Annotated in this window: 25 protein-coding genes; 4 read left to right on the forward strand and 21 right to left on the reverse strand. The window is 65.0% G+C overall.

All coding sequences use genetic code 11. The features are described 5' to 3' along the window. Window positions 1–107 precede the first annotated feature (107 nt). From rpsI to GNZ21_RS09070, 6 genes are all read right to left on the reverse strand, one after another. Complete coding sequence (gene rpsI, locus GNZ21_RS09045) at window positions 108–617, reverse strand: 30S ribosomal protein S9 (protein WP_188503427.1); 510 nt, start codon at window positions 615–617, stop codon at window positions 108–110. A gap of 38 nt (window positions 618–655) precedes the next feature. After that, complete coding sequence (gene rplM, locus GNZ21_RS09050; protein WP_188503426.1) at window positions 656–1,099, reverse strand: 50S ribosomal protein L13; 444 nt, start codon at window positions 1,097–1,099, stop codon at window positions 656–658. Between the two features lie 296 nt (window positions 1,100–1,395). Continuing rightward, a complete protein-coding gene (locus GNZ21_RS09055) occupies window positions 1,396–2,553 on the reverse strand; it encodes a mannitol-1-phosphate 5-dehydrogenase (RefSeq protein WP_157323490.1) in 1,158 nt (385 codons plus the stop codon). Window positions 2,554–2,646: 93 nt separating this feature from the next. Then, complete coding sequence (locus GNZ21_RS09060; RefSeq protein WP_157323632.1) at window positions 2,647–4,668, reverse strand: PTS mannitol transporter subunit IICBA; 2,022 nt, start codon at window positions 4,666–4,668, stop codon at window positions 2,647–2,649. Window positions 4,669–4,682: 14 nt separating this feature from the next. After that, complete coding sequence (gene ptsP / locus GNZ21_RS09065; RefSeq protein WP_157323492.1) at window positions 4,683–6,365, reverse strand: phosphoenolpyruvate--protein phosphotransferase; 1,683 nt, start codon at window positions 6,363–6,365, stop codon at window positions 4,683–4,685. Window positions 6,366–6,372: 7 nt separating this feature from the next. Further along, on the reverse strand, window positions 6,373–6,642 hold the full coding sequence (locus GNZ21_RS09070; RefSeq protein ID WP_157323494.1) for an HPr family phosphocarrier protein: 270 nt from the start codon (window positions 6,640–6,642) through the stop codon (window positions 6,373–6,375). A gap of 131 nt (window positions 6,643–6,773) precedes the next feature. Here GNZ21_RS09070 and GNZ21_RS09075 point away from each other — a divergent pair, with 131 nt between their 5' ends. After that, window positions 6,774–8,678, forward strand: a complete 1,905-nt coding sequence (locus tag GNZ21_RS09075; RefSeq protein ID WP_157323496.1) for a BglG family transcription antiterminator — start codon at window positions 6,774–6,776, stop codon at window positions 8,676–8,678. Window positions 8,679–8,702: 24 nt separating this feature from the next. On the opposite strand, the gene truA is transcribed toward GNZ21_RS09075, so the two are convergent. The 7 genes from truA to infA form a co-directional block, all read right to left on the reverse strand. Then, a complete protein-coding gene (gene truA, locus GNZ21_RS09080) occupies window positions 8,703–9,629 on the reverse strand; it encodes a tRNA pseudouridine(38-40) synthase TruA (protein ID WP_157323499.1) in 927 nt (308 codons plus the stop codon). A 299-nt stretch (window positions 9,630–9,928) separates the two neighbouring features. After that, complete coding sequence (gene rplQ, locus GNZ21_RS09085) at window positions 9,929–10,519, reverse strand: 50S ribosomal protein L17 (protein WP_157323501.1); 591 nt, start codon at window positions 10,517–10,519, stop codon at window positions 9,929–9,931. A 65-nt stretch (window positions 10,520–10,584) separates the two neighbouring features. After that, window positions 10,585–11,604 carry a DNA-directed RNA polymerase subunit alpha gene (locus GNZ21_RS09090; RefSeq protein ID WP_188503425.1) on the reverse strand — a complete coding sequence of 340 codons (1,020 nt, stop codon included), beginning with the start codon at window positions 11,602–11,604 and terminating at the stop codon, window positions 10,585–10,587. Window positions 11,605–11,741: 137 nt separating this feature from the next. Further along, a complete protein-coding gene (gene rpsK / locus GNZ21_RS09095) occupies window positions 11,742–12,143 on the reverse strand; it encodes a 30S ribosomal protein S11 (protein ID WP_150460956.1) in 402 nt (133 codons plus the stop codon). Window positions 12,144–12,155: 12 nt separating this feature from the next. Next, complete coding sequence (gene rpsM, locus GNZ21_RS09100) at window positions 12,156–12,524, reverse strand: 30S ribosomal protein S13 (protein WP_157323503.1); 369 nt, start codon at window positions 12,522–12,524, stop codon at window positions 12,156–12,158. A gap of 195 nt (window positions 12,525–12,719) precedes the next feature. Beyond that, window positions 12,720–12,833, reverse strand: a complete 114-nt coding sequence (gene rpmJ, locus GNZ21_RS09105; RefSeq protein WP_044493916.1) for a 50S ribosomal protein L36 — start codon at window positions 12,831–12,833, stop codon at window positions 12,720–12,722. A 20-nt stretch (window positions 12,834–12,853) separates the two neighbouring features. Further along, the gene (gene infA, locus GNZ21_RS09110) at window positions 12,854–13,075 is read right to left on the reverse strand and encodes a translation initiation factor IF-1 (protein ID WP_157323505.1); all 222 of its coding nucleotides are present in this window, start codon (window positions 13,073–13,075) and stop codon (window positions 12,854–12,856) included. Between the two features lie 250 nt (window positions 13,076–13,325). On the opposite strand from infA, the gene GNZ21_RS09115 reads away from it, so the two are divergent. The 3 genes from GNZ21_RS09115 to GNZ21_RS09125 all read left to right on the forward strand — a co-directional run bounded on the left by GNZ21_RS09115 (window position 13,326) and on the right by GNZ21_RS09125 (window position 16,236). Further along, the gene (locus GNZ21_RS09115; protein WP_229659347.1) at window positions 13,326–13,712 is read left to right on the forward strand and encodes an RNA-binding S4 domain-containing protein; all 387 of its coding nucleotides are present in this window, start codon (window positions 13,326–13,328) and stop codon (window positions 13,710–13,712) included. Window positions 13,713–13,765: 53 nt separating this feature from the next. Then, window positions 13,766–15,811 (forward strand): prolyl oligopeptidase family serine peptidase, encoded by a 2,046-nt coding sequence (locus GNZ21_RS09120; protein WP_157323506.1) that lies wholly within the window; start codon window positions 13,766–13,768, stop codon window positions 15,809–15,811. Window positions 15,812–15,885: 74 nt separating this feature from the next. Beyond that, window positions 15,886–16,236 (forward strand): Rieske 2Fe-2S domain-containing protein, encoded by a 351-nt coding sequence (locus GNZ21_RS09125; RefSeq protein ID WP_157323507.1) that lies wholly within the window; start codon window positions 15,886–15,888, stop codon window positions 16,234–16,236. Window positions 16,237–16,452: 216 nt separating this feature from the next. Here the strand turns inward: GNZ21_RS09125 and GNZ21_RS09130 are convergent, their stop codons facing one another. From GNZ21_RS09130 to GNZ21_RS09165, 8 genes are all read right to left on the reverse strand, one after another. Then, on the reverse strand, window positions 16,453–17,241 hold the full coding sequence (locus GNZ21_RS09130; RefSeq protein WP_157323508.1) for a hypothetical protein: 789 nt from the start codon (window positions 17,239–17,241) through the stop codon (window positions 16,453–16,455). After that, the gene (locus tag GNZ21_RS09135; protein ID WP_188503424.1) at window positions 17,238–18,149 is read right to left on the reverse strand and encodes an ATP-binding cassette domain-containing protein; all 912 of its coding nucleotides are present in this window, start codon (window positions 18,147–18,149) and stop codon (window positions 17,238–17,240) included. Before GNZ21_RS09135 ends, GNZ21_RS09130 begins: the two co-directional genes overlap by 4 nt. Window positions 18,150–18,181: 32 nt before the next feature. Then, entirely contained in the window at window positions 18,182–18,562 is a 381-nt protein-coding gene (locus GNZ21_RS09140; protein WP_157323509.1) for a GntR family transcriptional regulator, read from the reverse strand. 171 nt (window positions 18,563–18,733) lie between these two features. After that, window positions 18,734–19,129: a hypothetical protein gene (locus tag GNZ21_RS09145; RefSeq protein WP_157323510.1), complete on the reverse strand. Its 396-nt coding sequence runs from the start codon at window positions 19,127–19,129 to the stop codon at window positions 18,734–18,736. A gap of 40 nt (window positions 19,130–19,169) precedes the next feature. Beyond that, on the reverse strand, window positions 19,170–19,922 hold the full coding sequence (locus tag GNZ21_RS09150) for an ABC transporter permease (protein WP_198346002.1): 753 nt from the start codon (window positions 19,920–19,922) through the stop codon (window positions 19,170–19,172). Further along, window positions 19,876–20,919, reverse strand: coding sequence for an ABC transporter ATP-binding protein (locus GNZ21_RS09155; protein WP_157323512.1), 1,044 nt, complete (start codon window positions 20,917–20,919; stop codon window positions 19,876–19,878). The genes GNZ21_RS09150 and GNZ21_RS09155 overlap by 47 nt, the downstream gene beginning before the upstream one ends. After that, window positions 20,919–21,836, reverse strand: a complete 918-nt coding sequence (locus GNZ21_RS09160; protein ID WP_157323514.1) for a thiopeptide-type bacteriocin biosynthesis protein — start codon at window positions 21,834–21,836, stop codon at window positions 20,919–20,921. Before GNZ21_RS09160 ends, GNZ21_RS09155 begins: the two co-directional genes overlap by 1 nt. Then, entirely contained in the window at window positions 21,833–24,343 is a 2,511-nt protein-coding gene (locus GNZ21_RS09165) for a hypothetical protein (RefSeq protein ID WP_157323516.1), read from the reverse strand. The genes GNZ21_RS09160 and GNZ21_RS09165 overlap by 4 nt, the downstream gene beginning before the upstream one ends. Window position 24,344: the final 1 nt, after the last annotated feature.

The following is a 24,344-nucleotide window of genomic DNA, read 5'->3' on the forward strand; positions in this document are numbered from 1 at the left end:
GGGCGCGGGAGTGATCCGCGAAGCGGATGCCGTGCCCACCGCAGGTGGAACTTGGATTTTCCGCGCTTAGGGCCCTGTGCGGCGCAGCCGCGTAGGGGCGCGGAAAATCACCGCTTGGAGTACTGCGGAGCCTTGCGGGCCTTCTTCAGGCCGGCCTTCTTACGCTCCACTGCACGGGCGTCGCGGGTCAGGAAGCCTGCCTTCTTCAGCGCCGGGCGGTTGTGGTCGCGGTCGATGCCGTTCAGTGCCCGGGAGATGCCCAGGCGCAGGGCTCCGGCCTGGCCGGAGGGGCCACCGCCGTCGATCCGGGCAACCACGTCATAGCTGCCGGAGAGGCCCAGCAGCGTGAAGGGATCGTTGACCTCCTGCTGGTGCAGCTTATTGGGGAAGTAGTCCTCCAGGCTGCGGCCATTGATGGTCCACTTGCCGGTGCCGGGAACAATCCGGACCCGGGCGCGGGCGCGCTTGCGGCGGCCGATGGCGGCACCAGGCACGGTGAGCGGGGCACGGTCCGCAGTTGCGGCGTCCTCAGTCTCCGGGGTGGACTCCGAGGTGTAGCTGGTCAGCTCCTCGGTGGCAGTGTCTTCAGTTGTAAGCTCTTCAGTGTTCTGAGCCACGGTTCTCCTAAAAGTCTTCTAGAGTGTCGCAGCCCGAGTTACTGGGCAACCTGGGCGATCTCGAACGGCTTGGGCTGCTGGGCGGCGTGCGGGTGCTCGCTGCCTGCATAGACGCGCAGCTTCTTCAGCTGTGCGGCGCCGAGCTTATTGTGCGGAAGCATGCCCTTGACGGCCTGCTCCACTGCTCGGGTGGGGTAGCGCTCCACCATCTGCTGGAACGTGATGGACTTGATGCCGCCCGGGAACCCGGAGTGGCGGTAGTAGGTCTTCTTGGCGGCCTTATCGCCGGTGACGGCGACCTTCTCCGCATTGATGATGATGACGAAGTCGCCCATGTCCTGGTGGGGGGCGAAAGTCGGCTTGTGCTTGCCGCGCAGCAGCTGGGCTGCGTGGGTGGCCAGACGGCCGAGCACCACATCAGTGGCGTCAATGATGTGCCACTGCGGGTCGGCGTCGCCTTCTTTAGGGGTGTACGTACGCACGGTTGGTATGCCTTACGGTCGATGTTCTACGGTTCACACAGCATCGGCGGCAGAGTGTGAGATGCACTGCCGTGACGCGCGTGATGCACTGTCTTACTTGCTAGCACGCTGCCCGATTCCCGGGTGAGGGCCGGGATGATTCGGGGCCCGTTGTCTCCCGCGAGGTCCGTGGAGGCTTCGTGGCCATGCAACTGGACCGCCTCGACACGAATCCAGGCAGGGCTGGACACGCACAACAGCAGCCAACTATACCCGGTGGAGTACGACGCCGCCAATCCTGGCTCCGCAGGGCAGGCTCAGTTGGTCTGCCGGGCCACCACCCGGACCACCTGGGCGAACAGCGGGTGCTCCTGGGTCAGTCCGGTCACCGCTGCGGTGAACTCTGCTGCGGTGAGTTCGCCACTGCGGATCTGGGTCAGCTTCTGCTGCAGCTGCACCGACTGGTCGTCCTCGGGGAGGTCGAACTGCAGTGCAGCTCCGATGGCTCTGAGCAGCCCGGTTACCGGCAGGCCCCGCTCGGCGGCCTGGGCGGCCGGGCTGATGAACCGCTCTGCTGCGGAGAGCTTGCGCAGCGGTTGGCGGCCCACCCTGGCCGTAGTGTCCGGCAGCGAGGGGTTGCGGAACCGCTCTAGGATGGTCCGCCGGTAGTCAGTCATCTCCTGGTTGCTGAAGCCGTGCTTGGCCACCAGCAGGGCGGAGGTCTCCTCAAGGGCAGCCTGCACCCCGGCATGCACGGAGGGATCGGCCAGGGCTGCGGCGATGGTGTCCAGTCCGGCGGCATGGCCCAGGTAAGCGGCGGTGGCATGCCCCGTGTTGACGGTGAACAGCTTGCGCTCGATATAGGGGCCGAGATCCTCCACGAAGTGGGCCCCGGGGATATGCGGCAGCTCATCTCCGAAGGGCCCGGATTCGATGGCCCACTCGTAGAAGGGTTCCACGGTGACATCGATGCCGATCGAGGTAGCCTGGCCCGGGACGATCCGGTCCACGGCCGTATTGGCGAAGACCGCCCGGTGCTGCAGCTGGTCCCAGTCCGGGCCGGCCAGGCCCTGGATCTCAGCCTTCAGGGTGTCCGTGGCCCCCACCGCGTTCTCGCAGGCCATCACCTGCAGCGGCTGCGCCTCAGCGGGACGCTGGTGCAGCCCGGCCAGCACATGGGGGGCGATGAACTTCAGAATGGTGGGGCCCACCGCAGTGGTGACCACCTCGGCTGAGGCGACCTCGGCGGCCACGCCGTCGGGGTTTGTGGCCGAGTTGACCGCCCGAAAGCCGGTGACCTCACGGTCCTGGCCGCCGGCGCCGGCCTCGTGGACGATGTAGGAGTCTGCGGCGTTGATCGCCTCGACCAGCGGGGCGGCGACGTCGGAGAACACCAGCTCATAGCCGCCGGCATGCAGCAGCACGCCGACGAATCCGCGGCCGATGTTCCCGGCGCCGAAGTGGACAGCCTTCATAGGAGCCTCTCTTTTTGAGGATTCTGTAGCGAAACTGTGGGAACTCCCCCGGTTTCCGGGGTCATTCCCACAGTTTCGCTACGGGATTTTTGATCAGCCGTTCACCGCGTTGAGTCTGTCGAACAGCTCCTGCTCACTGGAGGCGGCCTTCAGCTCCGCCACCTTGGCCTCGTCGGCGAAGAGCTCGGCAATTCTGGCGAGGATCTGCAGATGCTCATCCCCCACTCCGGCGATGCCGATCACAAAGCTCACCTGGTCCCCGGACCAGTCCACCCCGCCGTCATAACGGACCACCGAGAGCGCACTGGCCCGGATGGATCCCTTGGCCTCGTTGGTGCCGTGCGGGATGGCCAGCTCGTTGCCCATGAACGTGGAGACGGTGGCCTCGCGGTCCCGCATGGCCTGCAGGTAGTCCTCGGTCACCGCACCGGCGGAGACCAGGATCTCGTTGGCCTCAGCCAGCGCCTGGTCCTGGGAGGCGGCTCCGGAGTGGATGCGGATCCGGTCCTGGGTCAGCACCGCGGTCTTCGCGGCAGTGGCGGTGGCGGTCCCCCCGCCGGCGGGGGCAGAGGTCAGCGTCGCTGCGTCGTCGTTGTTCTGGCCGCTGGTCTTCACCAGCTCTACGACCTCGTCATACTCCGGGGCGTTCATGAAGTTGTCCACCGAGACATGGATGGCCTCCGGCTCCTTGGGCCGGGCCCGGTCTGTGAGAGTCTGCTGGGTGATGACCAGGTCGGCATCCCCGGGCAGTGCCGCAATGGACTTATTGGTGACGTGGACATCCTCGATGCCTGCCGCAGCCAGTTTCTTGCGCAGCACTGAGGCACCCATCGCGGAGGAGCCCATACCGGCGTCGCAGGCGAAATAGATAGTGGAGATCCTCCCGGCCGCGGCGGCCGGGAGGTTGGCGGCCCCGGCTGCCAGGCTGGAAAGGTGGGCGGACTTCTTGCCCTTGGCAGCCTCGGTCTTGGCGATGGCCGCGGAGAACTGGTCATCGGCCTCCATGTCCCGCCGGCGGGAGGCAAGCAGGATCACTGCGGCGATGGCGAAGGAGACTGCCGCGGAGAACACCACAGAGAGGATGACCCCGAGGTAGCTGTCGGAGGCGGTCTGGATGGCGATGGCGATGATCGAACCGGGTGCAGCGGGTGCGCGCAGCCCGGCCTCGAAGATCATGTTGGTGGTCACACCGGTGGTGCCGCCGCCGATCACCGCCAGCAACAGGGCCGGCTTCATCAGGACATAGGGGAAGTAGACCTCATGGATGCCGCCGACGAAGTGGATCAGCGCGGCCCCGGGGGCGGTGGCCCTGGCTGCTCCTACGCCGAAGATGGTGAAGGCCAGCAGCACACCCAGACCCGGGCCGGGGTTGGCCTCGAGGAGGAAGAGGATGGACTTGCCGGCCTCGCCTGCGGCCTCGTTGGTGCCCAGCGGGGTCAGCACGCCATGGTTGATGGCGTTGTTGAGGAAGAAGACCTTAGCCGGTTCGATCAGCAGCGAGGTCAGCGGCAGCAGCCCGGAGTCCACCAGGAAGCGCACGGCGTTGCCGAGGACCTCCATCAGCCAGTTGATGGGCGGGGCCAGCGCAAAGAAGCCAACCACAGCCATGCTGAACGCCAGGATTCCGGCGGAGAACATGTTGACCAGCATCTCGAAGCCGGCCTTGATCTTGCCCTCCCAGAGAGCGTCGAGCTTCTTCATCACCCAGGCGGAGAGCGGGCCCATGATCATCGCGCCGATGAACATGTGGATACCCGCATCACCGAGCAGATAGTCCGAGCCCGCAATAGTGCCGAATGTGGCCACAGCGCCGACCACAGCCCCGCGCATCTGGTAGACCATCATGCCGCCCTGCACGGAGATCAGCACCGGAAGCAGGTAGTGGATCATCGGGCCGATGGTCTCGCCCAGGGCGTCAGCCGGAGTCCAATCACCGTAGAACTCCTGGATGTTGACCACCACGGCGGTGATGATGCCCCAGGCGATCAGGGCCGGGATGACCGGCATGACCATCCCGGAGAGGAAGGATCCGAACTTCTGGACCCCCACCCGGAGGCTTCCGGGCTGTTTCTCAGCCGCGGGGGCTGACTGGGGTGACGTCGTCGTCGTTGTCATAGTGCTGCTCTTTCTCATTCAGGGGAGTGGGATGCGGCCGCGGTGCGGGCGGCCTCGCGTGCCCCGGCGGCGTCTGGGGCAGTGAGCGCAGCCGCGGCGATCGCCTCGGCCTGCTCCTTGGTGTGGCGCAGCAGCTCGGCACGGACGTCAGCCAGAGCGGCCGGAGCCATGGAGAGTGTGCTGACTCCCAGGCCGACCAGGACCACCGCAAGAAGGGGGTCGGCGGCGGCCTCGCCGCAGACGCCCACCGGCTTGCCGGTGGCAGCACCAGCAGCACCGACCTCGCGGACCAGCCTCAATACGGCGGGGTGCCAGGGGTCCTGCAGGCCGGACACCGAGCCAAGCAGACGGTCGGCGGCCATCGTGTACTGGGTGAGGTCGTTGGTGCCGATGGAGGCGAAGTCGCTGATCTGCAGGATCTGCTCAGCCAACAGTGCGGAGGAGGGCACCTCCACCATGACCCCGGCAGTCTTCAGCCCGTGCTGGCGTGCGAACCGGGAGAAGATCTCAGCCTCCTCCACAGTGGAGACCATCGGAGCCATCACCCACAGGTCCGCCTCAGTGGCCTCCTGAGCCTCGGCGAGGGCGCTGAGCTGATCCCGCAGGATCTCCTCGTTGGCCAGCAGGGCGCGCAGCCCGCGCAGGCCCAGGGCCGGGTTCTCCTCCTCGGCGTCATTGAGGAAAGGCAGCGGCTTATCGGCTCCGGCGTCCAGGGCGCGCACAACGACTTTCTTGCCGGGGAAGGCCTGCAGCAGAGTGGTGTAAGACTCACGCTGCTCCGCGACACTGGGCGCAGTCTCTGAGGAGAGGAACAGGAACTCGGTGCGGAACAGGCCCACCCCCTCGGCACCCAGCTGCACCGCCTCGGCGGCGTTGTCCGGGCTACCCAGATTGGCCAGCAGCGGCACCGGAGTGCCATCGGCCAGTGCACCCTCAGTGATGGGAGCAGCCTGGGCGGCCTTTCGGGCTTCGACGCGTGCGGCGGCCTCGTCCTTCTGCTGCTGGGAGGGGGCGAGAAGAACTGTGGAGTGGGCGGCGTCGACGATCACCTCATCACCGTCGGCAAGTCCGGCTGCGGCCTCGACCCCGACCACGGCGGTGATGCCTTTGCTCCGGGCAAGGATCGCGGTGTGGCTGGTGGGTCCGCCTTCGATGGTGACCAGGGCCAGCACATGGTTGAGGTCAAGCAGGGCAGTATCGGCTGGGGCCAGGTCCTGGGCCACCAGCACAAAGGGGTGCCCGGGGTCAGGCACTCCGGGGGCGGGTTCGCCGCGCAGTGCCGCAACCACCCGGGCGGAGACATCATGCAGGTCAGCCGCCCGCTCACCGAGGTAGCCGCCGAGGGCGGCAAGCTGCTCGGCAACCTCTGCGAAGGCAGTGTGCACGGCGTACTCGGCAGTCTTGCCGGCGGCGAGCTCGGCATCCACGGCCTCAGTCACGGAGGGGTCCTGGGCCATCATGGCCTGTGCCTCCAGCACCTCCTGGGCCTGGCCGCCGGCGCTCTGCCCACGGGCGGTGAGGTCGGCTGCCACGGCCTGTATTGCCGCTTCGACCCGGGCGGCCTCCTGCTCCCGGCTCAGCGTGCTGGATTCGTCCTTGGGTGCCGCGGGCGGCGGGGACATCCGGGCCACCGGGCCCAGCGCGATCCCCTGTCCGATCCCGGTCCCCTTCATCGCGGACTGGGCGTCATATGACATGGCGGGCTCAGGCTTCGTCGTGATCGGTCTTGAGGAACTCTTCGAGAGTGTCCAGGGCGGCCTCGACGCCATCCCCCTCAGCGCTGAGCAGGACTTCATCGCCCTTCTCCACACCCAGGGACATCACACCGAGGATTGAGGCGGCGTTGACGGACTTATCCCCCTTGGCGATGCTCACCTGGGCGCCGGTGCCCTGGGCTGCCTCGACGAAGAGCTTGGCGGGCCGGGCATGCAGACCCTGCGAGGAGGCGACGGTCACAGTGCGGGTAGCTGACATGGTATTGCCTTCCAGTTGACAGATATGTTTACTCGATTGTCCCGTGACCCGGCCCACATAGATACCTCCTCAGGACCAGAGTTGTTTCCGCCCCCGCGGAAAAAGTGGCGCGGTGCCATAGGGTGAGTGACATGCGCAGGCGTCCGGAGCAGCTGGCCAGCCTTCTGCTGCGCGCCGAGGGGTGGACTCCTGCCGCCGCCCTGGCCGATGCGCTGGGGGTGACCCCACGCAGCGTGCGGTCCTATATTGCAGCGCTGAATGCCCGCAGCGCCCCGGCCACTGCTGTGGAGTCCGGCCCCTCCGGCTACCGGGCAGACCGGAGCGTGCTGGCCGGACTGCGCCGAGAGGCTGAGAGCGCCACCCCGCAGGACCGCTTACACTCACTGGTCCGGGAGCTTCTGGAGGCACCCGCCGGGATCGACATCCACCGCACCGCTGACAGACTGCATGTCTCAGCAGCCACAGTGGAGGCTGATCTGGTTCGGGTGCGGGACCTGATCAGTGGCAACGGGCTGAAGCTCCAGCGCTCCGGACCCCGGGTGCTGCTGGTGGGTGATGAGCTCTCCCAGCGCCGCCTGGTTTCCAGACTGGCGCATGAGGAGATGGAGAACGGGTTCTCTGACCTGGCTGCTCTGCGCCAGACTGCCGGGTTGGAGTCCATCAGTCCTGCCGCCTTCGCCCCGTTCAAGCAGGAGCTGGCCGCCCAGCTGGGGGAACAGGGCTTCTACGTCAACGAACTGGCGGTCTCCGATGTGATCCTGCATGTGGCGATCGCCGCGGACCGGGTCGCCCACAGCCGCCCGCTGACCGGTACGCATGTGGACCCCTCACCCCAGCAGGAGCAGGTTGCTCAGCTATTGGACCAGCTCACCCGCCGGCACTTCGGCACCCGAATGGGTGCTGGTGACCTGCATCATCTGGCCTCCCTGGTGCTCACCCGTGCTGTAGCTCCGAAGGGCGGGGCCGCAGAGGTTCCGCTGGACCCGCAGATCGAAGCCGTGGTCAGCCGAGCGGTGCAGCATGCCGCCCATGAGTACCTGGTGGACATTGTCCATGCCGACTTCCTGCGCAGGCTGAGCTTGCATGTGCAGAATCTGGTGCACCGCGCCAAGGAGCAGGCCTGGTCCCGGAACCCGCTGACGCGCTCGTTGAAATCGGCCTATCCCATGGTGTTCCAGGTGGCGGTTTCGATTGCCAGCGAAGTGGGTGATCAGCTGGGGCTGAGCATCGGCGATGAGGAGATCGCCTATATCGCCATGCATGTCGGCGGGCGCTTGGAGCGATCCAGGCGCAGTGACACAGTGCTGAGCGCCACTATCGTCTGTCCCGGATACTACGAGCTGCATGAGCTGCTGCGTTCCCGGATCGATCGCTCACTGGGAGCGTCAGTGGAGGTCACGGCGGTGGAGACTGAGATGGCCCCGGACTGGTCAGCGATCACCACCGATCTGGTGCTGACCACCATCGAACCGCCGGTACCGGATGAGCGCACGGTCCTGCTGCCCCCGTTCCTCACCGATGCTGATACTGAGCGGATCGCTGCCGCAGCCGCCCGGCGGCGCCGCTCCCTGCGGCTGGCCCGGCTGCGTGCTGAGCTTGAACACTACTTCCACCCGGATGCCTTCATCCGGCCGCTTTCCGCCGGCAGCGAGGAGGAGGCGATCGGCCTGCTGGGTACGCCGCTGGTGAACCTGGGGGTGATTGACCAGGACTACATCGAACGAGCAGTGGCCCGGGAGCAGCTGTCCTCCACGGCGTTCACCGATGCGCTGGCTGTTCCGCATGCACTGAAGATGACGGCCGGGCGCACTGCGTTGTCCGTGGGGGTGGCTGATGGCTCGCTGCGTTGGGGCGAGTCGCGGGTGCAGTTCGTGGTGCTGGTGGCTTTCAGCGAGGAGGACCGAGAAGCTTTCCAGACCATCTTCGAGCAGCTGGTGGAGGTCTTCAACGAACGCGACTCAGTCCAGCGCCTGCTGCGCCGGGGCACTGACTTCACCGGTTTCCTGGACGAGCTGACCGCCGTCATCGATGGGTGAGTGGAGTGCTTGCGCTCCACGACTTCAGGATGTGAAGGCGGACGGGAGTCCGCCGAGAGGCGAGCGGGACCCGTGCCCGCCGCCGGGACCAGCTGTACGCAGGGCGCGGGTCTGTTCGGCGCGTGCGGCCAACTGATCCTGAGCAGGGTAGCTCACAGCTTCCAGCACCAAGCCCTGCGGCGGAGCCAGCCGGACCCGCTCGTCCCACACCGGGTCCTGGAGGCGCTGGAGGAGCCAACCGGGGCGGCGTCGTGCCTCCCCCACATCGATGCAGGCCCCGATCAGGGCACGGACCATATGGTGGCAGAAGGCATCAGCTGTGATTCTGGCCGTGATCACGCCGTCTTCTCCGCGGGTGATTCTGAACTCCGTGAGCTCCCGGACCGTGGTGGCATGTTCGCGGGGCCGGCAGTAGCTTCCGAAGTCGTGCAGGCCCAGCACGCTGGTGGCCTCAGCGTCCATCAGCCGCTCATCGAGCTGCTCGGCACCGCTGTGTTTGCGCGAGGGGCTCAACCAGGCAGTGTCGTGGCGGCGCAGCGGATCCTGCAGGGCCAGCCGGTCAGCGATCCGATAGGTATAGGTGCGGGTCAGCGCTGAGAACCGGGCATCGAAACTCTCGGGCACTTCCTGGGCACCGTGCACCACCACAGCGCCCTCCTGCCGCCCCAACACCCCGTTGAGCCGGCGGAGCATAGCAGCTTGCGGGCTGAGCCCTTCCCGGCCGCGAGCCAGGGCCTCCCACTCCTCTGCGGTGAGGTCCAGGTGGACCACCTGGCCGCGGGCGTGCACCCCGGCATCAGTGCGGCCGGCCACCACTACAGCAACCTCGCGGCGGATGATGGTGGCCAGTGCCTCACGCAGCACGCCCTCTACGGTGCGCAGCCCGGGCTGGTGCGCCCAGCCCTTATAGGCATGGCCGTCATAGGCCAGGTCGAGGCGGATACGGGGCATAGATCAACTCTAGCCGGAGCCTCCCCGGTCCCTGGGCACCACACTCCTGTCCCTACTGGGCAGAACGTGACGACAGAACTGCACAATCGCCCGGGCATCGTCTGCAGTTGCCCAAAACAGACCCCAGATCAGCCAACTATGGGCAGTTGGGTACGACGACGCGGTCATACAGTGCAAGTGTCGTAACGTTCTGCTCATGGCAGACCAGAGAGGAGCCCAGTCTGCACCTCTGGAGGACCGGATGCGAAAAGTGCCCCCGGCCAAAAATGACCAGGGGCACTTCACAGGAAAGCTGCGGACTACTTGTCCTCGGACTCCTCGGCGGCGGCCTCAGCTGCCACCTCGTCAGTCTCGGTGTCGGCGGGGGCCTCAGCGGCGGCCTCGTCGGAGACCTCCGCGGTCTCCTCAGCCTCAACTGCCTCGGTCTCCTCGACCTCAGCCTCAGCGGGCTCCTCGGCCGGCGCTGCAGCAGCGGTGGCGGCCTCGGCGTCGCGAACAACCTTCTGCTTCGGGGAAACCGGCTCCATGACCAGCTCGATGACAGCCATCGGGGCGTTGTCGCCCTTGCGGTTGCCGATCTTGGTGATGCGGGTATAGCCGCCCTCACGCTCGGCCATGGCCGGAGCGATCACGGTGAACAGCTCGTGCACAATCGTCTGGTTGGTGGCGTTGTTGGCGCTGATCTTGGCCACCACCTGACGGCGGGCCGCCAGGTCACCCTTCTTGGCCAGGGTGATCAGCCGCTCGGCGTAGGGCCGGAGCCGCTTGGCCTTGGTGACGGTAGTGGTGATCGAGCGGTGCTCGAACAGGCTGGCGGACAGGTTCGCCAGCATCTGCTTCTCGTGCGCCGGGCTGCCGCCCAGACGCGGTCCCTTAGTGGGGGTTGGCATGGTCTCTTACTCCTTGTGGGTCGCGCTCACCGGGTCAGCGAGCACCAAATGTCTTATAGCTGGGCTCAGTTGGAGAACTGGGCGTCGGCCTCGTCTTCGTACTCGTCGTCCTCAGCGGCGAACCGGGCAGCCGTCGGGTCGAAGCCCTCCGGGGAGTCCTTCAGCTGAAGGCTCATTTCGGCCAGCTTCTCCTTGACCTCGTCGATGGACTTGGCACCGAAGTTCCGGATGTCCATCAGATCAGCCTCAGAGCGTGCGGTCAGCTCGCCGACGGTGTGGATGCCCTCGCGCTTGAGGCAATTGTAGGAGCGCACAGTCAGCTCCAGGTCCTCGATCGGCAGAGCCATATCGGCGGCCAGCGCGGCGTCGGTGGGGGAAGGCCCGATCTCGATGCCCTCAGCGGAGATGTTCAGCTCCTTGGCCAGGCCGAACAGCTCCACCAGAGTGGAGCCGGCCGAGGCCAGGGCATCACGCGGGGACATCGAAGGCTTCGCCTCGACATCGATGGTGAGCTTGTCGAAGTCGGTGCGCTGTTCCACACGGGTAGCCTCGACCTTGTAGCTGACCTTGGCCACCGGGGAGTAGATGGAGTCCACCGGGATCCGGCCGATCTCGGAGTCCTCCAACTTGTTCAGGGCTGCCGAGACGTAGCCGCGGCCACGCTCGATGGTCAGCTCCAGGTCCAGCTTGCCGTCCTCGTTGAGGGTCAGCAGCTGCAGCTCGGGGTTGTGGAACTCGACACCGGCCGGCGAGGTGATGTCGGCAGCGGTGACCGGACCGGGGCCCTCCTTGCGGAGGTAGGCGACCACGGGCTCATCGTGCTCGGAAGACACGGAGAGCTTCTTGATGTTGAGCACCAGCTCGGTGACGTCCTCCTTGGCACCGGTGATGGTGCTGAACTCGTGGAGCACGCCGTCGATCCGGATGCTGGTCACAGCCGCACCGGGGATCGAGGAGAGCAGGGTGCGGCGCAGCGAGTTGCCCAGGGTGTAGCCGAAGCCCGGCTCGAGCGGCTCGATGGTGAAGCGGGAACGGTTGTCAGAGACGACTTCTTCAGTCAGCGTGGGGCGCTGTGCAATGAGCACTGGTGATTCCTTTCAGAGTGCATCCGCTATTTGACGCATTCTTTTGTCAGTGGCGGCACCGGGTACGACGACGCCCCGCCTGAGTCGGCGGGAGGGTGCGCACCGGCACCTGGAAGGGCTTGGAGAAAGAAGCCGCGTCAGACGCGACGGCGCTTGGGCGGGCGGCAGCCGTTGTGGGCGCTGGGGGTGACGTCGGAGATGGAGCCGACCTCCAGGCCTGCGGCCTGCAGCGAACGGATGGCGGTCTCGCGGCCGGAGCCGGGGCCCTTGACGAACACATCGACCTTCTTCATCCCGTGGTCCTGTGCCTTCTTGGCGGCCTGCTCAGCGGCCATCTGCGCAGCGAAGGGGGTGGACTTGCGGGAGCCCTTGAAGCCGACCTCGCCGGAGGAGGCCCAAGAGATGACCGCACCGGTGGTGTCGGTGATGGAAACGATGGTGTTGTTGAAGGTCGACTTGATGTGCGCCTGACCCTGGGTGATGTTCTTTGATGCGCGGCGGCGTGGCTTGCGGGCCGCGGCTCGAGTCTTGGGGGGCATGGAAACTCCTGACTACTTCTTCTTGCCTGCGACGGTCTTCTTGGGGCCCTTGCGGGTGCGCGCATTGGTCTTGGTGCGCTGACCGCGGACGGGCAGGCCGCGGCGGTGGCGCAGGCCCTTGTAGGAGCCGATCTCAACCTTGCGGCGGATATCGGAGGAGACCTCGCGGCGGAGGTCGCCCTCCACGGTGAAGTGGGCCTCGATGTAGTCGCGCAGGGCAACCAGCTGTTCGTCAGTCAGGTCCTTCACGCGGGTGTTGGGGTCAATCCCCGTAGCAGACAGTGCCTGCTGGGAGCGGGTGCGGCCCACTCCGTAGATGTAGGTGAGTGCGATCTCCGCGCGCTTCGCGTCGGGGATATCGACACCAGCCAGACGTGCCATACGGCAGTCCTCCTTGTGTTCTTCCGAAGGTCTTCAGCAGTGCGTTCCCTTGACGTCGGAGGTGACGCCCTCATCGGGTCTCCGGCCTTCGGGAACCGGAGGTGTGCTCGCCAGCTCATGCGAGCTGCACTGCCATCTGTATTGAGCTGTGTTTGCCGTGGCCTGGGGCACTCACCGCCGGGGGCGGCGTCGTGGTTATCCCTGGCGCTGTTTGTGGCGCGGGTTCTTGCAGATCACTCGGACAACACCACCGCGGCGGATGGTCTTGCAGTCCGAGCAGATCGGCTTGACACTCGGCTGAACCTTCATGGCGGTTCTCCTACTCTTGCTTACTTGTAGCGGTAGACGATGCGACCGCGGTTGAGGTCATAGGGACTCATCTCCACTACCACCCTGTCCTCAGGAAGGATGCGGATGTAGTGCTGACGCATCTTGCCCGAGATGGTGGCCAGGACAACATGGTCGTTCTCCAGCTTGACCCGGAACATTGCATTCGGCAGGGATTCGACTACTGAACCCTCAACCTCGATGACGCCTTCTTTTTTCCCCATACTCTCCACACAGCGATCGCGATCCGCCGCTCCCTACTCCTGCACGCACAGCGTGCTGCGCAGAGGACAATGGGGCAGAGGATCTGGGTTTGTTGCTTCAGAGCCCCTGGGGCTGCGTACCATAGTGAGAACGACGCCGCGGCGGGCACCTTTCTCTGGGCACAGCAGAACCGCAGAGACAACCAACGGACTACTTTACCCGCTCCCGGGCTCCCGCGCCAATCCGGCGGCACCCCTACACTGGGGCGGTATGAGTGATGCCCTGATGAAGCCGGTGCGGGTGGATGCCTGGCTGTGGGCTGTGCGGATGTTCAAGACCCGGTCAGCGGCCACGGAAGCCTGCCGGGCGGGGAAGATCAAGATCGAGGGCGACCCGGTGAAGCCTGCCACCAAGATCGCGCCCGGCACCCGGGTGCATATCTCACGCCCGGGCTATGTGGTGATCCTTGAGGTGGTGCATACTCACGCCAAACGGGTCGGAGCGCCGGTGGCCCGCACGGCATATAAGGACCACTCCCCCGAACAGCTCAAACCCCGGGAGGTCGGCCTGCCCATCCGCGAGCGCGGCACCGGCCGGCCCACCAAGCGTGAGCGCCGCCAGCTGGAGCTGCTGCGCGGCTACACCAAGGAGCACTGATCCCTCCCGGCCCAGCTGCTCTTTGGCCGGGCCGGGGGCATTAGGGTAGATCCATGGTGACCACCCTGCCTTATGGATCATGGCCCTCTTCGATCAGCGCCGAGCAGCTGGCAGTCGGCGGCAACCGGCTCGGAGGCCCCCAGTGGGTAGGCGATGAGCTGTGGTGGACCGAGGCCGTCGCCGCGGAGGGCGGGCGCCAGAGCATTGTGCGCACCGCCGCGGCTGTCACACAGAGCACTGAACGTCCCGAGACCATCACTGTGCTTCCGGCCCCGTTCAACGCCCGGTCCCGGGTTCATGAGTACGGCGGGGCATCTTGGACCGCGGTGGAAGATGATGGCACCGGCCTGCCGCTGATCGTGTTTGTGAACTTCGCCGACCAGCGCATCTACCGTTTCCGCGAAGGTGAGGATCCGGTGCCGATCAGCCCGGTGGGGCCTGAGGTGTCCGCTGCCGGCGGCCCCTCACTGCGCTGGGCCCAGCCCACCCCGGTTTCACTGCCCGGTGGGTCCCTGGAGATCTGGTGGGTCTGCGAGCACCATCTCGATGAGAAGGACAGTGCCGGGGTCCCTCGTATTGAGCGCTACATCGCCTCAGTGCCGCTGGACGGCAGTGCCGCCGAGGACATCGGTGCAGTTCGGCGCATCACCCCCTCTTCGCGTTTCGTGGCCGATCCCCAGGTCTCCCCCGATGGCAGGCACCTGGCCTGGATCAGCTGGGAGCATCCCCAGATGCCCTGGGACGGTACTGAACTGCATATCGGCGAGCTGGCTGATACCGGGGCTGGCGGCGTCGTAATGGATGAGACAGTGGTGGACGGGAACACGGAGATCTCGGTGCTGAACCCGCGGTGGCGCTCTGCCACCGAGCTGCTCTACGTCTCTGATGCCTCCGGATGGTGGAATCCCTGGCGGCTGCGGATCGGGGCTGCGCCGGAGCAGGTGCTCAGCGATGAGCAGGAGTACGGCGGGCCGTACTGGCAGCTGGGCTCCAGCTGGCTCGAGCTGTTGGAGGATGGCCGGGCCCTGACGATTCACGGGCGCGCCACTGACAAACTGGGTGTGCTGGAGCCGGATTCTGCAGAGCTGAGGGAGCTGGACCTGCCGCATACCGCTATCGCCTCAGTCACGGTCAGTGCCACCGGGCTGCTTGCCGTCTACGGAGGGCGCGCCGACGAGTTCGCCGCCATCTCCGTGGCTCCGCTGCGGGAGAGTTCGTTGGGGCCGCTGCGCACGATCCGCTCCTCCCGGCAGGATGCCCCGGACCCGGGGCTGCTGCCCACTCCAGAGCCGATCACGGTGACTGATGCCTCCGGAGAAGAGGTTCACGCAGTGCTCTACCGGCCGCAGCAAGCGGGCTATGCCGGGCCGGCCGGCGAGCTGCCCCCATTCATCGCCCAGGTCCACGGCGGGCCCACCGCCAAGGCGCCTGTGGGCCTGGCCCTGGCTACCGCCTACTACACCAGCCGCGGGATCGGGGTGGTGGACATCAACTACGGCGGGTCCACCGGGTTTGGCCGCGCCTACCGGGACCGGCTCAAGGGAGCCTGGGGAGTAGTGGATGTACAGGACGCCGTAACCGTCATGGAGCACCTGGTGGAGGCCGGTATCGCAGATGGCGGCCGGCTCGGCATCGAAGGCGGCTCGGCCGGCGGTTGGACTACCCTGGCCTGCCTGACCCGCACTGATACGTTCAGCGCCGGAGTCTCCAGCTTCGGAGTGGCCGATGCGGTGGCACTGGCGCAGGACACCCACGATTTCGAATCCAGGTATCTGGACCAGCTGATCGGCCGGTACCCCGAGGATGAGCACATCTACCGTGAGCGTGCCCCGTTGAATCACGTGGCCTCCCTGAGCTGCCCAGTGCTGCTGCTACAGGGCGATGAAGACCCGATCGTTCCGCCCAATCAGGCTGAGATGTTCCGTGATGCATTGGCCGCCAAAGGCATCCCGCACGCCTACCTGCTGTTCGAGGGTGAGCAGCACGGGTTCCGGAAGGCGGAGAACATCATTGCATCCAATGAGGCCGCACTGAGTTTCTACGGGCAGATTTTCGGCTTCGAGACCCCGGGCATCCCGCGGCTAGAGCTCAGTCGCTAGGTTCCTCAAGGGGCCTCGCCGCAGCCGGTCATCTGGCGCCGGGGCCGTGCCCGGGCGCGGGTACCCTAGGGAGCATGGCTCATACAGTGAATCTTGGACCGGCGGACCAGCTTCCGGAGGGCGAGGTCATGCAGGTGACCTCCGAGCAGTCGGGGCACAGCGGCGATATCGCTGTGGTCCATGCCGAGGACGGCGGGTTCTTCGCCCTGGACGATGAGTGCTCACACGAATCCGTCTCACTCTCCGATGGCTACGTGGAGGAGGAGACCCTGGAGTGCCCAATGCACGCCTCCGCTTTCTGCCTGCGCACCGGTGTCCCAGAGACCCCGCCGGCGATGGTGCCGGTCAAGACTCACCTGGTCACCGTAGAGAATGGAGACCTGGTTCTGCACCCCGGGACACCGCATCCTGAGGCACAGCGATAGTCCTGCGGAGGACTCGCGAAAAACTCACAGGAAACTTCCAGCGACTTTGGGGTGTTCCGTCAAGGTGGGCCCCTACATTAGTAAGTACCTCATCAAGGTGCGAGTGATTCAGACCCCCGGGTTGGCATTCTAAGCGTCCCCCTCACGCAGCCAACCCGGGGGTCTTCTCTGTGTTGGTCCCGCGGTCTGCCCCGGGGTCTGTCCCGCGGGCGGGCATCAGCGAGGGGTGGCCTTGCGGATCACCAGATAGGTGCCCACCGACAGCACCGCTGCCAACAGCAGCAGCCATCCGGAGATGCTCAGCGTATTCTGCTGGACCATCCACTGCCAGACATTCATCCAGTTCTCCGTGAAGGTGATCAGTATCGCCGCCGCCGCAACAAGCACGATCACTGCAAGGATCAGCGCCCACAGCCGGAGCAAACCCAGCCGCAGGTACAGAAGCACACATCCGAAGCCGAAGAGCATAACCACCAGACACAGCAGGGCAGCCATGACGCCCATGAGCGGGATACTGTTGCCTTCACCCTGGGTGAGGAAGGGCAGATCGAACATATAGGCGTTGACACCGAGGCCACCGGTGACCCGCTCCAGCCAGGCCACAAGTGCGGCCGCCACCCCGAAAGCCAGCGAGACCACCATGAAAGCGAGAATCGCCCCAATAACGAAGGTCCGGCGGCTGAAGCTCAGCGCCAGGGAGAACGGGAAGGTGTGCGAGGCGGCATAAGCCGCCATAAATGCCAGGCACCACAGGGCTGCCTGCCCGGCCCCGGTGTAGATCGGATCCTCAAGTGCCCCATCTGCCATGAGCGTCACCGAGGCCCCGATGGCCACCACCACGGCCCAGGCGACGAATAGGACCATGATCGGCACACCGATCAGCATGGTAGGAACGGCGAACTGCAGCCGGAACGAGGCCGGGACCCTGGCGAAGCTGTTGGACTTCGGAACAGTAGCGGTCTCAGCGGTGCTCCTGGTCGCGGTACGTGTGGCGGTGGTGCTCATCGGTCAGCCTCCTCGGCAGTAGTCTGTGCAGCAGTGTGTGTCCCAGAGGTAGTCAGATGGACCACCAGCTCCTGGAGCGAGACCGGCACCATGTCCAGGTCCAGCTCCCGCACCCGTTGGCGCTCTTCATCGGTCAATGCACCCATTACCGTGGTGCGCACCATCCGGCCCAGCGCCTCGTGGGCCAGAACTTCACGGCCGGCCGTGATCTCATTGACCGCCTCAGCCCGGCCCATCAGGGTCACCGCGCGATCGCGCAGCGACTCTGCGGGCTCATCAAGCACAATCCGGCCCCTATCGATGAGCACCACGTTCTCGATCAGATGGGCAATCTCATCGATCAGGTGGCTGGAGAGCACGATGGTCCGCGGATGCTGCGCATAGTCCTCCAGCAGCCGGTCATAGAAGACTTTGCGGGCCACGGCGTCCAGGCCCATATAGGGCTCGTCGAAGAACGTGACCTCAGCGCGGCTGGCGATCCCTATGATCACCGCAACTGCCGAGCGCTGACCGCGCGACATCTTCTTCACCCTGGTCTTCTTGGGCACCGCGAAGTCCTCGCAGAGCCGGTGGCACAGCTCCCAGTCCCAGTTGGGAAATGCCTGGGAGGCTGCGTTGAAGGCGTGGTGGGCCTTGGCATCGTCGGGGTATTTCTGGTCCTCCCGCACAAAGCAGATCTTGGGCAGCACCTGCTCATTCTCATGAGGATGCTGGCCGAAGACTCTCACCTCGCCCCCCGAGGGCCATTCTTGGGCGGTGATGATGGACATCAGTGTGGTCTTGCCGGCGCCATTACGGCCCAGCAGCCCATGGATCATATCCTTCTCAAGAGTCAGGTCTGTGGGGTGAAGCGCCACGGTGCTGCCGTATCGCCGGGTCAAGCCCCGCGTCTCGATGACGTTGCTCACGGGATTCCTCTCACGTTGGGTCTGCGTTCTGCTTACGCCTGCTCGCGCAGCATCTCTATGACGTTCTCCACCGAGAGCCCTATGTTCTGGGCCTCGGCAAGCATTGGTGCGAGGTAGTCACCGGCGAATGCTCGGCGGCGCTCGGCGCGCAGCCGCTCAGCAGCGCCGGCAGCCACAAACATGCCCAGCCCGCGCCGTTTGATGAGGATCTCGCGGTCAACCAAGAGGTTTATCCCCTTGGCCGCGGTGGCCGGATTGATCCGATGGAAGGCGGCGAGCTCATTGGTGGAGGGGGCACGTTCGCCCTCCGGGAGCGAACCGTCCAGCACAGATGCCTCGATCTCCTCGGCGATCTGCACGAACAGTGGTCGACCCTCGTCCACAAGCTCACCTCCTTCTTCAGCTCCGGCCATCATCTCAGCTTGCCAACTCCACTACCTCAGTGGTTCATTACTCTACTAATGAACCATAGAACGACGGCGCCGTCAACTCCCCACCCAAAGACTCTGCAGACAAGCGAGCTGCCCGGGCCGATACAACGGCCCGGGCAGCTCTTTCGATTTAGATACTTGAGAGGTGATCAGTCACCTCCGACGGTTCGCCAGCACTCCCGCCGCAAAGAAGGGCACTGCACTGAGCACAGCGCCGGCAATCATCAGCCCCGTAGCCTCAGGGAACGGAAAACGCATCAGCACCGTAATCGCTACAAGCCCGAATGCCACAGGCGCCATAGCCATAAGTGCCTGTCTCCGCGGATGTTCGCGGCCCGGATTCCCGATCAGAATCGCCAGCACCAGGGCAGGGGCATATGCCGGCAGGATGGTCAGAATGAATTCCTGCCCAGGGGCATCGGAACCCAGTCCCATGGCAACAGCCACAAGAAAGGCAGTGGTCAACAGGCCCAGGATGGGGCCGATAATTGGCAGGAACCTCAGGCCCCTCTGCGTACTGTTTGACTGGGGTGCAACTTTCGTATCCATTTTCTTATCCTTTCACTAATTCTTTTCTTTTCGTTCAAGATTACGCGGATTCCCCGCCTTGATCCCAGCGGAAGGAGACCATTGCTACGGCGATCGCCACTACGGCACTGGCGGCGACCACCACTGCAGAGAGCCATGCCGGGTGAATGGGCTCCGCGCCGGTCACCTGCGTGGCCAGCAGGTCCGCGAAGAATGTTGTCGGCAGCAGCTCCAGCACATTGGCCAGGCCCTCTGGCAGCAGCCACAGCGGGATTGCCAAGCCGCTGAGGAAGAGGGTGCCCAGCTGGATAAAGGTGCCGATATGGGTGGCCATATCCGGGGAGCTGAGGAGTCCGCCCAGGATGTAACCGATGCCTAAGAACATCGCCATACCCAGCAGCGTGATGCCGAAAAGTAGTGGCAGGCTGCTCAACTCAACACTGCCGATAGCCACGGCGATCACCATCAGCAGCGCCAACTGGACCACTACCATCACCACTCGAGTCGTCAGATGGGTCAGCACCAGTTGCCTGCGGCCCACGGGCGTGGTGCTCAACAGGCGCAGCAGCCCTGAGGATCGCATTCCGGCAAGCGGCCCAGCGGTGACCGTGAGAGCGGTGGAGGTCACGGCCAGGAAGATCGCCAGCGGTATCACCGTCTCGGTGAAATCCGGGGTGCCCGGCTCATCGGGCATCAGGGCCCCCACTCCCAGGAAGGTGCCCAGCATGAAGAAGGGGAAGAACAGCGCAAACCAGAAGTACCTGGCATCACGGACCAGCTCCCGGGCATGCAGTTGGGTGAGCTCTTTGGTCATGGCCGACATTACAGTGCTCCAATCTTTCTCGGTCGTTTGAGTCTTTATCAGGGGCGACTGCCGCGGCCGGGTTCTCCTGCGGGGCCATATCCCGGCCGGTGAGGGTACGGAATACTCCAGCCAGACCAGCCTCCCGAATGTGGATCTGGCGGGCCCGGATGTCAGTGAGGGCCCGCAGCGCAGCATCGGAGGATTGGGTGCGGAAGGAGATTCGGTTTCCCCCGGAGCCATGTGGTTCTGTGACCAGATCCGTTGCAAGCCGGGTGACCTCGGCGTGTTCCGCCTCCGCCGGCACCGTGGCCGAGATTTCCACCGCGGGGGCAAACTCAGTGATCAGGTACTCCGTGGTGTCGAAGGCCTCCAGTTTGCCCTGGTGCATTATCGCCACTCGGTCGCTGAGCTCCTCAGCCTCCTCCATCAGGTGTGTGGAGAGCAGCACCGTGCCACCTTCGGCGCGGTACTGCTGGATGGTGCCCCAAAGGTCCTGGCGGGCATTGGGGTCCAACCCGGTGGTGGGCTCGTCCAGTACCAGCAGCTCCGGTTTGGAGACCAGAGCCAGCCCCACGAGGACTCGCTGGCGCTGCCCGCCGGAGAGTTTGGCAATCTTCACCTCCGCGGAGTCCTGCAGCCCCAACTGCCCGATGACGTGGTCCTCGGTATGGGCATCGGGGTAGAAGGAGGCCCAACAACGCAGCAGCTCGCGGACTGTCTGCCGGTCGAAGACTGTGGCATGCTGCGGCTGCACAGCCACCCGGCGTCGGATCTCATCGCGCTCAGAGAAGGGGTTGAGCCCCAATGTGCTGACTGTCCCGGAGGTGGGGCGGCGGAGTCCCACAATCATCTCCAGGGTGGTGGTCTTGCCGGCACCGTTGGGGCCCAGGAGGCTGATGATCTCACCACGGGAAATCTCCAGGCTGACACCATCAACTGCAGGCGCGTTCCGGTCTGGGTACTGCTTGGAAACTTCCTCCAGCCCGAGGATTGGTTGGTCAGTCATCACTGCTCCTTCGGTTTATGGTCCTGGGCGGCGAGGAATCCGATCAGGCATTCCTCGGCAGGCATCAGTCCCCACCGGTTCATATCCATGTGCATGAGCTCCAGCAGGAACCGGTGCGGGGCGATGAAGGGGGCGGCAGCCGTGGCGTGCTGAAAGGCCTGTGTCATCACGGAGACAAGATCACCGATCCCTTCTATCTGCCGCTGACTCAGCTCAGCTTTGCTGATCGACCTCCTCAGCGTGGTCACATGCGCGCTGAAGTCCTCGCGCCTGGGCAGCAGGATGCGTAGCTGGGGCCCCCATTGTTTGCGGTGGGCAGACCAGAACGCGGACTGCTGCTCAGCTGAGGGCAATGCTGTTTGCACTAAACGCTGCTGGTAGTGGAAGGCCAGGGCGGCCCGCTGGGTGGGTTGGTGAAGGCTGGCGACCTCATGCTCCGCGCTCCAGCGGGAGGCGTAGTAGAAGAGGTCCAGGGCAGCCTCAAACCCTTTGGCACCGCCGTACTTCTCAAGCTCGGGGGAATAGGGCGCGGCACGGATTCCTCTGCCCCCGGACAGTTCTCCCAGGTCGGCCCCTGAGATGAGGCGTGGTTCTTCGCCTGGGGCCGAAAGCTGGTGGATAAGTCGGTTCAGTTCAGGCAGGCGGGTGTGCACGGCGTCCAGGGAGTCCGGATCTGACTGGATGCGCAGCCGGACATGGTGCCCATTGGTATCCAAGTACCGCATGAAGAACCACCGCTTGGCGGCCATCTCTTCAGCCCGTGCCCGGACCCAGGGGACCACTGCCTGTACGGCCCGGTCCATGGATTTGGAGGATCCTGGATAGGCTCGCACAAACCACCAATCCTCTGAGGGCCGCTGCCCTCTGTGCGCTTTCAAGGTCTGATCAGTTGTCGGGGTCAGGGCTGCCACTGTCATGATGAACGCTCCTTTCCTGGTTTGGACCAATGCATGAGGGTGACGTGTTCGGTGGCGGTCCGGCGCCCCAGATCGTCCCGCTGGAGATGCTGATCCCGCTCCGGGAGGGCTTCCACGATGCGCACATGCTGGGTATCGGCTTCCAGCACCTGGTGCATGACCCGAACCGATATGGCGGAGGCCAACGAGACCCAGAGCGGTTTATGCTGAGTGCCCATTTTGGGTCGGAGGCCCGCGAGCTGGTGCACGAAGATCTCCTCGCTGATGCCATGCTCGGTGCGGAACCGGTGGGCGCTGCGCAGCAGTTCGGCCTCAGAGCCGCCGGACTCCACACCCGGAAGCAGCCGCTTAGGCACAATCCAGGAATTGCGGCGGATCACCAGATTGCCGTCCTGAATCCGTGGCAGGTGCACGATGTCCTCACCGCAGAGCGGCATCAGGTCCTGAATCTTGGTCCCGGTGTAGTCGCAGTCATTCGAGGCATTGATCCATGGGTCAGCCAGGACTCCGAGGAACCGTTGGTAGCCGTGCAGGGCGTGTTTAGGAGTCAGACCCAGATAGGCCAGTCCGATGGGTTGGCCGGTCCGGTCAGTGAGGTTCAGGGTCTCGGTCACAGGGTCATGGACCAGCACAGTGTCTTCAATCCCCAGTCCGCCGTGCGCCGATGGCTCCTTGGGCAGCCGCAGTGGGGGTAGGACCCCAGCGCATTGGGCTTGGGCAGTATTGGAGTCGTTCCATACGGTCAGCTCGTGAACGGGAGTGCTGCCCCATAGCTGGCGCACTCCGGCCCGCAGCTGATGGGTGAAGGCTTCACCCATCAGCTGGGCAAACCGCGCGTACAGGGAGCCTGTGCCGGTGCCCAGATTGTTGACCACCAGCAGGGGATTCTGGTCCGGACTGCGCTCTGCCATCTGGTACATCACACCTACATGGGGTGGTGCGCTGGTCGGGCCGACGGGTTGCCATGCCCGGCTCCCCGGGTCCTGGCGTGAGCGCATATCAGCGGCCTGGGCTGACTGCAGCTGTGGGTTCTGATCGCGTTCCATGCCGAGACTCATCAGGAAGGCCAAGGTGTTGGAAGTGGAACCGCCTTCACCGAACTGCTTAGTGAACTGGTCGATCATGAGGTCGTAGACGTGGGTTCTGAAGATGTGGGGACGGATTCTCCGGCCGAGCCTCTCCAGAGCGGCAGAGGTCTCAGAAGCAGCCGTGGGGTCATCAACCTGAAGGTCGGTCTCCCGGTCCTCATAGACGAACCCGCTATGCCGCTTGGCGGCATCCATCTCGTCGAAGAGCCCGCTGACGGACTCGGCCATCTGAACGGAGTCCTGCAGCCGTTGGTGGGCGTCCGCGCCGGCGGCACGCTGCCCCCCCTCGGCCAGCAGGCGCATTTCTGAGACCGGAATCGGGGCGTCTGTGACCTGGTGGTCCTCAAGCACCCGGGTCAGCACCATCAGCGGGTCCTCGTGGCGCTGCCATGGGGTGTCCACGTAGATCAGACCCTGATCAAAGAGCCGGACGAATCTGCCGAGAGGATCGTCACCGCCGATCGTGTCCAGGACTTCCGTGAAGTGGAACCCTTGGCCTTGGTCTTCGCCGAAGAGTCCGTGCCAGGAGTTTCTCGGGTCCATTTCAATCACCCGGTCCTCACGCCATACGGCACCCCCGGCCGCGGTCAGTTCGGAGGCCAGCATCAGCCCCTTGGTTCCGCCGAGGCCATCCTCAACCAGCACCTGCGGTGAGGGGCGGTAGGTGAAGAGTCCAGCGGTACGTGGGTCACGGGCCAGGATCTGCAGAGCCCGGTAACCCATCTCGACGCTGGTGCGGCTCAACGCCCGGCCCTTGCCGCGCTCCCCGGCCCGCCCTACTGTGGTCAGGCCGGAGAACGGGCTGGTCTTGGCTGCAGTTCGTGAGACGTAGGAGACCAGCGTCTTCAGCTCTTTCTGAGTGGTCAGACGGTTCTGCTGGGGGCGTTTGTATCGGATCCAGTCCGGAGCGGCCAGTACCAGGGATTCAGCCAGACCTGGCCGGCGCACCGCGGTATGCAGAACCTCGATGGCGTGTTCACGCTCTGTCACCACCTGGCCCTCGAGCCGGTCCTTCAGCCTCTGCAGGTTGTTGTGCAGTTGCAGGTAGTGCTCTACGGCTCTGCGTGCGGGCTCGTCCAGATCCGCTGTGATCGCTAGGCTCTCTTCTGCGTTCCAGGGCAGCGGGGCCTGACGGTGCGCTGCCCGCTTACCGGCTAGCACTCTGCGCCGCCGCGCGGGATCCTCCATCATGGGAACCAGTTGGTAGCAGATTTCGCTGACTCGGTCGGCTGCACCCGGCAGGAGATCCTCGTAGTAGTAGATGTTCCGGAGGGTTTCGCGCAGTGCATCGGTGGCCAGGTCCAAGTCCTGGGCCGGCAGTCCAGCTACCCGGCCGATGACGGGGAAGGCATAACGGGGACAGGTGCTCTGCTGCGCAGTGGTCAGGGGTTCGTGGGTAAGTTGTGGGATGGCAGTCATA

Origin of the sequence: Nesterenkonia alkaliphila (genome assembly GCF_009758175.1) — a bacterium.
GTDB lineage: Bacteria > Actinomycetota > Actinomycetes > Actinomycetales > Micrococcaceae > Nesterenkonia > Nesterenkonia alkaliphila.